Raw genomic sequence first — 11663 nt, forward strand, 5'->3', positions numbered from 1 at the left:
ATCGACCGGCCATTCTAATTGTCATCAAACCGGTCAAAGTAGTTGACGTCGGATAAGCGCCGGCGGGGCGTGCACCTCCCCGTTGATCTGTGTGTGTTCTGCGTAATCAGAAAGTTCGGCGATCTTCCGCTCGCGGGCGTCGAGCGTTTTTTCTCGGTTTACCAGACTCTGTCGTGCCCCATCGACGACGGCAGCAAGCACATCTTTAAGCGGTAAGAAACTGGCGTTGGCTGGCTTTCCATCGGCGTCTTCTCCGGCTGATGCTTCAATTTCAAAGCCGGTCGCGATATTCGGATCCGCCGGGTCGAAAATCGACTCGATACGATGGATCTTGAGCCCTGCTTTGGCAGCAATCGGGCAGACATCGCGCTCAATCTCGGCCAGAGAACGCCGAAAATCCTTGTAGTGTCGAGGCGGGACATAATACGTCGCGACAGATCGCTCAGACATTTTTAGCCAAGGCTTATTGAGTGCTATTTAAAAATATAAGGGTGTAAATTAGTAAAAGCAAACAAGCTAGCTTTAATAATTAAAGGTAGCTTTAAAATTCTTGCTCATTCAGCTGCAAGCATGAGGCAGGGTGTGAACTCTCGAATTTCATCGTACGACGATGGCTCGCCCGTCAGTTTGTCATGTACCCAACTCATCGCGGCCGCGATCAGCAGCAGGGACCGATGGGGGCGACGGCTCGATTATCCGGGCGTCGACTGTCGCCTGGTCGGGTCGCTCTTTTGATGACGTCGCACGGCATCGGCCAGACCGATCGTCTCGTCGAATACCAACTCCCGCTTGTCGGCGGGCAGTTGGCGGAATAGCCATCGGCGCAGCACGTCGCTGTCTAAATGGCCCGGCTCCAGTGCCTGATCGATGCGGCGAAAGACGCGGCGTAGATCGTGGGCGCGCGGGATCGGTAGATGGCCGTGTGGCTTGATGCGGCGCCCGGTCGAATATTGCCCGGCAGCGCTTAACAGTCATTCTGTGACAGAATGCTATATGTAAGTCGTGATTCGTGACGTCAGCGGGTATCATGGCCTCGTTAGCACGGCTTTTGTGACATGATGAGCACCGCATTTCCAGCCTTTGTTTCGACGGTTGGCGTAGACGCCGCCACCCGCCAACGCGTTTCGCGCGCGGCTCGCCGCGGCCGGTTGCGGGAGATCACGACTGCCCTCTATACCTCGTATCTTGATGAGCCTTTAAGTGTTGTGGTTCGGCGGCACGCGTATGAGATTGCCGGCCTGCTGTACCCCGGCGGGGTCGTAGGTTATCGCACCGCCCTCGAGGGCAGCTTGAGGACACGGGACGCGCTTTTTATCACCCATGACGCGGCGAGCCGGACACTTCCCGGACTGGCATTCCGGACGATCCCCGGCCATGGGCCGCTACCCGATGATATGCGCATGGGCGACGCATTGTATGCCGCCAGCGTCGAACGGTTCCTGCTGGAAAATCTGGTGCCCTCGCGGACCCGTCATGTCATTGCGCGAAGTGTCGGCGCCGACGGTGTAGAGCGTTTTTTGGCGCACCGGGCGATCCTTCGGGGCGAAGCCGAATGGCGGGCTATCCGCGAGCGCGCTTGGGCGATCGCCCCCGCGCTGGGCCTGGTAAGGCAAGCCCGGCAACTCGATCAAATCATCAGCGGTCTGCAGGTGCAGGGATCTCCTCCGGGCACCGAGCCTGTGGCGCCGACGGTTCGCGCGCAAGCGCGATCGGAGCCGATCGACGGTGTTCGTGTGGCCGATTTCGAAGCCCTCACGATGGCACTTAACCGCCTCGCAACGGCCAGCATCCCGCGCCCGTCATTTGATCAGACCGCCGATGCGTGGGCCTATTGGCGGCATGCGGCCTTTTTCGAGTCGTATTTCTCCAACCGCATGGAAGGTATAGCGTTTGAAGTCGACGAAGCACGGGCCATTGTCTTCGACGCCGAGATCCCCGAATCCCGTCGGGCCGATGCCCACGATATCCTGGGCGTGTACAACCTGGTGGAGGAGCCGTGGCAAGCCATGCGCACACCCCAGAATACAGCCCAGTTCATCGATCAGCTCAAGCACTGGCATCGTGACCTATTCAGTGCCCGGCCTCGCATAAGCCCAGGGGCGTTCAAGATCCGGCCCAATCGCGTCGGCGACTATCGCTTCGTGGCGCCAGAACAGGTGCAGGGCACGCTCAAGGCCGGCTTCGAGATCGGCCGCGCCGTTAGAGATCCCGTGGCACGGGCGATATTCCTGCACCACCTCATCAGTGAAGTGCATCCGTTCGAGGACGGGAACGGCCGTCTGGCTCGCCTGTTCATGAACGCCGAGTTATCACGGTCGGGGCTGACCCGCGTCGTCATCCCGAGCATCCTGAGCCACGACTATCTCGCCGCCGTCCGCCTGCTCTCGCGTACGGGGGACCCGAGGTCATTACACCGTGTGATCGAAACCGCGCAGCGCCTGCACGATGCGACGCCCATGGTGGATTACAGTGCCGCTATGGCGACCCTTATCCAAGCGCATGCGTTCGATCGGCCCAGTCGTTCGACCCACCTGGTGATGCGCGATGCCGAAGCCAGCGACACCGGCAGATCAGAGCAAGGCCCCAGATCCGGTCAATAGCTGTAGAGAGGCATAATAAACGCGAACATTACGGCACTTGCGCTTTGCACTCTATGCGCATAGATTAGGCGCATGTTAAACGGTGGTGGTGTCCATGCACGTGGAAAGAAGCACTGAGGATAAATCTCCTGTGAATTTGCGAATTCGCAGGTCATTGAAGGAAAAGGCTAAATGCCTCGGACTCAATCTGTCTCAGACACTCGAGGCCTCGCTTGAGCAGGAGATCAGCCGCCGCGAGCAAGAAGCCTGGCTAGCTGATAATCGCGGGGCAATCGAGGCATATAACAAGCATATCGAGCAACACGGCGCTGCATTGTCCGCCTACAGAAGCTTTTGATTTCTGGCCGTGCCGCAGTTTGATCTCTACCCGAATCCTAATCCTGAATCGCGCAAGTGGGCTCCCATCATCGTTGATCTTCAACATGACATGTTGAGCACTTTGGCGACTCGCCTCATGGCCCCTTTGGTCGTTTCCAAACCATCAGGCCAGCCGGCAATACAACGCCTTAATCCGGTCGTATCGGTCGAAGGACAGAAGTATTTTCTGTCCACGGCTGAAATGGCATCGGTTCCGGTCAGGGAGCTTTCCGAGCCATGCGGAAATCTCTCAGCGTATCGCGACGACCTGATGGCAGCCGTCGATTTTCTTTTCACCGCAGTCTAACAACTTCGCGAATGTAATCACCCGTCTTGATTATGTAGAAAGCTCAGCCCGTGTCAGTCGATGCTCGGGCCAAATGGCGTGATATGTTAAGCGCGTCGCATTTCGTATAATAGTGCAATGCACGCATTCAAATCGGAAGTCAGAACGATCTGCGAAATGCTGGATCTGGGAGACACCCAACCGGCGTCCTGCCTGTATCTGAACGACGCACTCAAGCACGGGTTGCCGCTTCACGTGATCGAGCACGTGGCGACGACCATTGGCATTCCGTCTGTGGTCTTTCGCCGCTATATCATGACCGATCGGACCTATCAGCGCCGGGTCAGTAGCGGCGCACATTTTACGCGCGATGAAAGCGAGAAAATTTACCGGGCGGCCCGTATCTTCGTGCAAACAAACCAGTGCTTTCGCAACGAACGCAAGGCACAACGGTTCTTGACGATGGGGCATCCTCTGCTTGATCGTCATATGCCTATTGAACTGGTTATAGAGTCGGGAGCGGGTTTCCAGGCGGTTGCCGACGTGCTGCTGGCACTGACCTACGGCACCGCTGCCTGAGCATGACGTGGCTGTTTAGTCAGTCTTTGTGACACTCGCCGTGTTTTCAAGCGCATAAACTGAGATATGCGTGACATGCCGTCGCGTTTCCGGCCATCGTGTCGACAAAGGGGCGCACCCTCCTCTCACTGTTATAGCCCAGCCATGCGTCGCGAGTTCGCCAAATCCCTCCACCTGCATCGCGCGATCGCCAAGAAGGTGGAAGCCGACTATCCGGGCGAGATCGCCAAGGCCCGAGCGTTTCTGGACCGCCATCGTTCCAATACGCCCGCTAATGCCTGGTGGCTGGTGCAATGGGATCGCGTGCTCGCGGACTATGACAAGCGTGCGTTGATCGACTTGCTGGTGGCCGAATCAGACTATGCGTGCGATATGCGCTCTAGCTCGCCGTTCACGCGGGCCTTGGGCGAGCGCGAGCGAACTGCGCTGCTACAGCAGTTTTCCGACGCGTGGTCTGTGGGCGGGACTGGAACAATTCCCGAATGAAGCGAGATCAATTCGGGTTTGCCACCGGCGATGCCGTTCCAATGGTTTTAGCGCCATCAGCGCCATCGCCGGGGCGGGATCCGGTGGATTAAGCAACACCCGTTCTGTAAATTCGCGATTCTGACGTTGGCGTAATCGTCTATTCGTTCTCGTCCTCGCTCATATTCAAATCCTGCGAGATTTCCATGGCCACGGCGCTCACCAGCCGCAGACAGCTGGCCTCGTTCGGAAACAGCGTCGCCACCCGGGTACGACGTTTGATCTCCCGATTGACGAGCTCGATAGCATTGCTGGTACGCAGCCGTTTGCGGTGGTGGCGCGGCAGCGCCAGGATTGCCAGGCCTTGCGGCAAGGCGGTTTCCGCCCATTGCACCAGTTTCGGGGCCTTGGTTTCGTAGGTTCGGATGAAGCGCTCGATCAGCCGCTTCGCCTCGGCTTCATCCGGGGCATCGAAGATCGCTCGGATATCAGCGGCGACGGGTTTCTTCAGAGATCGGGTGGGCACGTAGTGGCCAGCGTTCTGTTGTAGATGGAACTGGCAGCGTTGCCAGGCCACGGACGGGAACACGGCCGCGCGAGCGGCCTTGAGACCGGCGTGATCGTCACTCACAAACAGGCTGATGCCGTGCAGCCCGCGAGCCGCGAGATCTTTGAGAAACGTCCGCCAATGCACCTCGGCTTCTGATAACGCCACCGACACGCCCAGCAGCGCGCGCTTGCCTTCGGCATCCACGCCCATGGCCAGCAGCACGGCACAATCGACGACGGTGCCGCCGTGGCGCATTTTCTCGTAACGGGCGTCCAGTACCACGTAGGTATAGGCGCCCAGAGGACGCTCGCGCCATGCGCTCAGCTCGTCATCCAACGCCGCGGCACAGCGTGAAACCTCGGTCGACGAGACCTCGAAGCCGCACAACTGTTCAGTCACGCGTGCGACCTTGCGCGTCGAGACGCCCGAGACATACATCTCGGCCAGGGCCAGTTTCAGGGCTCGCTCGGAACGCAGCCCACGCTCCAGCGAACTCGGATAAAAGCCGCCTTCGCGCACCTGGGGCACGGCTAGCTCGAGGGCACCGACCCGTGACTTGACCGTCTTGGGCTTGTAGCCGTTGGCGTAGCCTCGCCGTTCCGGGCTGCGTTCAAACGGCAACACGCCCAGATAACGTTCCCGCTCGAGACGCATCGCTTCGTTGATCAGCATCGACACCGCATCTCCCAGTCCCTCCAGGCCACGTTCTGCGATCAGTTCCGCTGCAGCCACGGCTTCGTTATCCTGTCGTTGGCAGGCCATTCGTTGCTCCTTTCGTCATTCACGTCCAATGAATCCAACGAAAGAATAGCGGGTGGCCTGTCACCTTTCCGGCTCAGGCCAATTTACAGAACAGATGGTGCACTCCCATCCGGTGTGCAGGGGATACCGCCGAGCGTGCGAGCAACCCTTTTTTGAGAGGGCGGCTCCCCTCGCGCGGTGAAGAGGTGTCATGCGCGGATGGCGCCGCCTAACGGGCGGGCGGATCACCGGCCGCCGGCGGCAACGCCTGCGCCACCGATGTCCGAGTCATCGCCCGACGATCCGGCCCATGGGAAAAAATCCTGCCCACACCAAAGGCTACGTCGTGGCACCATCGATGCGTGAGCCCGCGCTCGAGGCCCCGTTCCTGTCCACGCCCGGATTCGAGTGATCGATCACCGACCGGTTGGCCAAGTTTGTTCGGTCCCTGAGCCAACCGGATAGCCACGCTCTACCCGTCAGTTTCGCCGGAGCCAACTGATGACGGCCGAAACGAGCAGCACCAGCTGTCTATCGGAGGGTGCGACGTCCAGAACCGCCGAATCGGTTGCCATGAGATTCTCGCTGATCCGTGGGTGAGCGCATAGCACGTCGGCGAGCGACCTGTTTTCGGCGTCGAACACGAATTCGGGACCGCCTCTGGACAGTTGATGCAGGACCCATCGGTGGAGTGCATCGCTGGAGAGCTGGCCGTCGTCGAGGAGTGCGTCCAGGCGCCTGAACATTTGTCGCAGGTCGTGACTGCGCGGGATGCGCGGATGTACGCGGGTTCTGATTCGCCGGCCGGTCAGATAGCCTAAATGATGGCCTTTGTCATACTCGCTGAGCCGTTTGGCGATCGCCTGGTAGTGACGATCCGCGATGCCCCAATGCTGTGCGGCGTCGGACTCGCGAATGCCCTCCCGCACGGTCAGGGCCACGCAGGCGGCCAGTTCGCAACTTAGCGTCGATAGATCAAAAACGTCCGGCGTCTGCTGGGTGTGCTCGTCCTCGACGACTTCGACCTGTGGGTGAAACTGCGCCGGGAGCCATTTCAGGCTGAAGCGGAGAAGAAATGGGCTGTTGCCATCAACAAGAGGTCCACCGCGGTGCGTGCGCCACCGGTCAATATCGCTTGGGCGTTGCGCCAGGAGTCCTGCTTCAATCCGGCGCGTCAGGCCCTGCCAGGGCGTGGTCTGCGCATGGAGCAGCGGTAGGGCGTGCGCATACCAGATGAGGGTCGTGATTGGCGTGCCGTGGCCGAGTTGTCTCGAGAGGTAGCGGAATTTCAGCCGCGCGGGTAGCTTGCCCAGTCGCTCGATTCGTTGACGACTCGAATGCCCGTGGGCCAGGGGCGCGAGCCCCCGGAGCGATTGCGTGGTCGGCTGCGGGTGGGTGGCCAGTACCGCAGCGGTGGCTGCGTTGTGTCGGGCGATGTGCCCCCGGGCGGCAGCACCGGTGATTCGCTCCGAGGCAGCCGCCCGGAATGCACTCGATATCACGCGGGCCATTGTCGGCACCGCGGTGCCGGTGTCCGGCGCGAGCAAGAGGTCGCCGGTGTTTTCGGCGCGGGTGCCCAATCGTGCCAGCAGCGCCTGCAGTCGATCGCGGCGTTCCTCGTTCATCGGCACACGGACCAAGCGCCGGCTGGCGGTGCTCTTGAGTCGGCGCCGTTTGAGCGGATGTACATGCACCGACACGTCGGAATCGAGACTCAGGTCACGATCCAGCAGGCCGGCCACCTCGCTGAGCCTCAGGCCCGTGGCCATCTGGATAAGCCCACCGGCCTCGGCGATCGTTGCGGTGTCAGCCGTCGAATCAACGGACAGAGTATTGAGCGCGCGATCGGTCGCCATGGCCAGCCGGGACTCCGTCGCATCGATTTCAGTCTGGGTCGCGAAGTAACCGGGGCGTCGCCCCCCGCTGAACGTCAATCCATCGAAGGCCCGCGATAGATCAAGCTCCACGCCCGCCCGATCCAGAATGTCCGAGAAGTAGGCCGACGCGGGCGCGACGGCGCCGACGTCGGGGCGTTCGTCTCCAGAGCGCAGTGACACCGCGATATTGCGGATGGCCTGCTCGAGGGCCTCGGTTTCAATGGCGTGGACATCGCCGGCGCCAACGGCCCGTATCAGCCGCGCGCCGATTGTGGTCAGGTAATCGTAGGCGGTGCTGTCGGCCAGGCCGCGCTCTTGTCGCAGATAGATGACGAACTCGGCCAGCAATGAAATCACGCTGGTTGATCCAAACCGAAGAGCAAACTCCTGGCCGAGTTCGACCAGCCGATGCCGCGTCCCGGTGAATTGCCCGCCAACGGCGAGTTCATGGGCCAGGCGTCTGAGTCGGCGATACTCAATCATGCCGCTGCGACGGCCGGGCGTTTCCGGGACATCGGCCGGCGACCGGTCGTCGGAAGGGGCTGCCGGCACCGGCACCGCGGGCTCAGCCGACGCAGAAAACAGCGGGGCGAGTCGACTCAAGGACGGCCCGACGCTGTCGAGCTCGCCTCGTTCCCAGGCACTCCGCGTGCCGGGAGTAACGCATTGGCGAGCCAGGCCGATCACCGTGAGCAGACGGGCGAGCATGCCAGTCTGCGGTTTGGGTAGCAGGTCTCTCAACTCGGGTTGTGCCGAGAGCGCGGTTTCAATCTGCTTCGGGGTCGGCGGCGAAGTTCGGCGGTTACGAATGCCGGTCACGAGGGCGACCACATCGCCGGTCAGCAACTGGCACTCGTGATCGCCGGATGTCTTTGCACTCGATGCCATCAAGGGCAACTCAGCCACCATGCCCGCGTCGAAGCGCTCGAAGGCATGCAGCGCCAGATTCGGATTCAGCAAATGAAGGAGTCGATCCGAGGTGGCGCCGGCACCGTAACTCGCCAGCAGTATCGCGGCGCCAGCAAGGACTGCATCATCGTCCTGACTCTTCAGGCCGCGATCGAGTACTGACAGTGCCCGGTCTTCCAGCGCAATGGCCCAGCGTGCCGCATCGAAATGCAGCATGCTGAATATGCTGTAGCTATTGTCCGGGGCCCGAATCGGCGGGATGAATGGTCGCCGCTTTTTTCCGGCACTTTTCGCGGCTTCGCGTCGGCGTGTGATCAGTAACGCCAGTGCGCGGCGCACCACCTGCTGCACGCCGAGACTCTCGCTCGTCGTCTGGTTGAGAAACTGCTGGATCAGCGAGGGTTCGACAAGCCAGTCGGAATCGGTCTCCAGAGCGGGGTCGGCCTCGAACGCAGCCATAAGTGCCTTGCCACGCGTTTGCTCGTCGTCGGTCGGTTCGGGCAGCTGGCGTCCCCGCCGATCGCGCTGCGCCGCCATCAACTCGCCATGCGCCGAGAGCAGCGATTCCAGGCTGACAGGCGCGAGTGCGTTCGGCGGATCGTGCCGGCGCACCCGGCCAATCGAGCGAAATCCCAGGGCCTCGATATACCGTTCGAGGTTGGGCGCAACGCGCGCGGCGAAAGTGGCCGGCGATTCCGGATCACAGGCATCAAAAAGCATGCCGCCCATGCCGTGTCCCATCTGGGTAGCAATATCCGACCCCGCCAGGCCAAAATGATCGGCGTGACTCGCAAACAGGTGTCGTAGCCGCGGCAGTGGGATTTCCCATTCCGGCCAGGCCTGCGCCAGTGTGTGCCGGTCAATAGTCCGGGTGTCGGCATCGGACGCCGTACCGACAGCGGCGAACCACAACGGGCCGTCCCCGCTCAAGGCGCCGCGAACGCGGCGCAACAGCGTGTCATCGGCATTTTGCTTCTTCCCCAGGAGTCTTTCGAGCCGCTCCAGCTGTCGGATATACGCAGCAAACTGCTCGGTGAACAGCGCGGGCAACGCGCAGATCCGCGCGTCCAACTGCGGGTGGGTTGTTTTGTCAGCGACCAGTGCCAGGCCCCATCGTCCGGTATCGGATAGACCGACCAGAAAGGCCCGACGCGTGATGTGGCCAATCGATGCGGTGCTTCGGTGGGCAGTGCAGGCGGCGAACAGCAGCGCGAGATAAAAACCCAGAGCGCTGACCCCGTCGATCACGGTCGGTATCGGCGCTTTGGTGAGACAGACGGATTCCGCCGCGCGATTTGTGATCGCTTCGATCGCATCGCGGGCGCGCGCCCAGTTGATGGCGGCGCGCGGCGCGCCGATCAGCTCGCTTGCTTCATCCTGCCCGGGCTCGATCCGTATGCCGAGACAGGCGAGGGTATCGCGATAAATCGACGCCAGCCGTTGAGCGGGCGTGGCGTAATAGTGTCCCGACGCGATGGAGTGCTCGAGCGAAGATCCGGACAGCCATTGCGCCTCGCGCAGGTGGCCCGTTTGCACAAACGTCTGAACCGCCAACGTGTGGATGCAGCGGGTTTCCGTAAAACGGGGGCACGTGGCCCGGAGTTGCTTTCGTAGCGCGGCCCAGGCGTCTTGCCAGTCGTCGCTTTGGCCGATGGCGGCAATCTTGGCGGCCGACATGCCGTCGCGTAACTGGGTCAGGGCCAGAGATAGCGCTCGGGGCAGGGGCAGCTGGAGTTCCGACGAAACCGTATGAAACCAGTGCGCGGGCGGATCGCGCAGTGGCGGCAACAAAGGGATCGTGGTGATCCAGGTCTCTTGCTCAATGCGAAGCGCGGCCTGCACTGCGCTGCGCGTGTCGAGGAGGAAATTCGTGATGGCATGGATGCACTCGTCCCGTCGTCGGCCCGTGACCAACATGAGGGCGGCACAGGCTACCGCGGTGGCGGCCAGAGCATCTTGTTTAGCCGGCTCATCCATCCGTTCGGCCAGGTGACGCCAAACCAGCGCGGACTCCGCAGTGGTCAGGCTGCGGTCGGTATCGGGCAGTAGGGCGCCCTCCAGATGATGTCGGGTCGCCTGTTCGAACTCGAATGCCGCGGTTTTTAGACTCTCACCCGAGTCGACCTCTAATGGTTCATCCTCGTCCTGATAAAAATCGAGTGTGAGGACATGCTGGAAACCTTCGAGGTCCTCATAGGGAATTTCTTCCGGGGGTGGCGCGTCGAGTGCGGCTGGCGGCGGCTCGAAATGCCGGATGCCGGAGAGGCCGCCTGGATGGGTCGGCTGGGGCGGGGCTGCAGACGGTGGCGGTTTGAAAGGGCCGTCAGTCCGAGGCGGGCCGTCTGAGCTGGGCGGTGCAGGTTCGGGCGTGTCGTCTGGGAGTTCGGGCAGCGGTTTGTCACGCTGTCTCTGCTTGGCCTTGGGAGCGGTGCTAAGCGCCCGGCGTGAGAATATCTCCGCTGCGGAATTATCACCCTCGAAATAGGGATCTAGCAGAAGCGCCAGGGCTTCAGGAGCCAGGCTTGACTCCCATTGCTCGGCGAGACGACCGGAGCCATGGTCGTCAAATCGTCTCGTCGGGTCGATGGTGAGAACGTCGCGAATCCGGCGCGCCGCGTTGTCGGCCGCTCCCAACTTGCCGGCTGATATGACCCGCAACAGCAGCGAGCGGAGTATTCTCAAGCCCTCATGCTCGCCGCGGCGCGGAACAAATGCGCCATGGAAGTACGACAGGCCCTGCTTGCCTGCGAGCGGGTGCATGCTGCCCTGAGCTCGTGAGGGATCTCGCTCGAACTCGGCGTGGAAGGTATCGGCCAGCTGGCTCAGTTGCTCGAGGCGCTTGATTTCCTCATCGGAATAGAGGTGATCGAGTGCCTCAACCGATCGGCGAATTTCGCGAGCAACGAGCGCGCCTTTCGGCACATTGCCGTCCGCCATCACCGCCAGTGCCGGGTAGGGCAGTTGTGAGACGCGGACGTTGGTTTTGTTCGTCACGACCTGGATGCCGTGCTGCTCAGCAAAGACGGCTATACGGTCAGTTCGGCGGGTTTGCTCTGAGCCCATTGGATTGAAATTTGCGTAGCCTGATCCGCGGTTTCAAGTAGCGTTGATCAGCGTGAATGAGGAAGGCGCTACGCAAAATAGTACTATGAAATGCTTGATAAGAGAGGGATTAGCGTCTTGTTGAGTAATTTAATATCAAATAGTGGCGAATAAAATAGCGTCACTAATTGCGGCTCATAGGTAAGGCCAGCAGCCAGGCTGGCCATTGCAACCCGCTGATTTTGAAGTCCCATCCA

Annotated in this window: 8 protein-coding genes; 5 read left to right on the top strand and 3 right to left on the bottom strand. The window is 61.1% G+C overall.

All coding sequences use genetic code 11. The annotated features are described in order from the left end of the window. Positions 1 to 33: 33 nt before the first annotated feature. Entirely contained in the window at positions 34 to 450 is a 417-nt protein-coding gene (locus ACS8Y6_RS18150) for a hypothetical protein (RefSeq protein ID WP_440856218.1), read from the bottom strand. A 605-nt stretch (positions 451 to 1055) separates the two neighbouring features. Between ACS8Y6_RS18150 and ACS8Y6_RS18155 the strand changes: the two genes are divergently transcribed. The 5 genes from ACS8Y6_RS18155 (at position 1056) to ACS8Y6_RS18175 (ending at position 4308) form a co-directional block, all read left to right on the top strand. After that, positions 1056 to 2600 carry a Fic family protein gene (locus tag ACS8Y6_RS18155; RefSeq protein WP_440856219.1) on the top strand — a complete coding sequence of 515 codons (1545 nt, stop codon included), beginning with the start codon at positions 1056 to 1058 and terminating at the stop codon, positions 2598 to 2600. Positions 2601 to 2730: 130 nt separating this feature from the next. After that, positions 2731 to 2937: a type II toxin-antitoxin system CcdA family antitoxin gene (locus tag ACS8Y6_RS18160; RefSeq protein WP_440856220.1), complete on the top strand. Its 207-nt coding sequence runs from the start codon at positions 2731 to 2733 to the stop codon at positions 2935 to 2937. Positions 2938 to 2946: 9 nt separating this feature from the next. After that, positions 2947 to 3264, top strand: coding sequence for a CcdB family protein (locus ACS8Y6_RS18165; RefSeq protein WP_440856221.1), 318 nt, complete (start codon positions 2947 to 2949; stop codon positions 3262 to 3264). Positions 3265 to 3381: 117 nt separating this feature from the next. Then, complete coding sequence (locus tag ACS8Y6_RS18170) at positions 3382 to 3822, top strand: antitoxin Xre-like helix-turn-helix domain-containing protein (RefSeq protein ID WP_440856222.1); 441 nt, start codon at positions 3382 to 3384, stop codon at positions 3820 to 3822. 144 nt (positions 3823 to 3966) lie between these two features. Then, positions 3967 to 4308 carry a hypothetical protein gene (locus tag ACS8Y6_RS18175; RefSeq protein WP_440856223.1) on the top strand — a complete coding sequence of 114 codons (342 nt, stop codon included), beginning with the start codon at positions 3967 to 3969 and terminating at the stop codon, positions 4306 to 4308. 139 nt (positions 4309 to 4447) lie between these two features. On the opposite strand, the gene ACS8Y6_RS18180 is transcribed toward ACS8Y6_RS18175, so the two are convergent. Further along, the gene (locus ACS8Y6_RS18180; RefSeq protein WP_440856224.1) at positions 4448 to 5599 is read right to left on the bottom strand and encodes an IS256 family transposase; all 1152 of its coding nucleotides are present in this window, start codon (positions 5597 to 5599) and stop codon (positions 4448 to 4450) included. 458 nt (positions 5600 to 6057) lie between these two features. Further along, positions 6058 to 11427, bottom strand: coding sequence for a tyrosine-type recombinase/integrase (locus ACS8Y6_RS18185; protein ID WP_440856225.1), 5370 nt, complete (start codon positions 11425 to 11427; stop codon positions 6058 to 6060). Between the last annotated feature and the right edge of the window lie 236 nt (positions 11428 to 11663).

Source organism: Salinisphaera sp. RV14, from assembly GCF_052044135.1.
In the GTDB taxonomy this organism is placed as follows: domain Bacteria; phylum Pseudomonadota; class Gammaproteobacteria; order Nevskiales; family Salinisphaeraceae; genus Salinisphaera.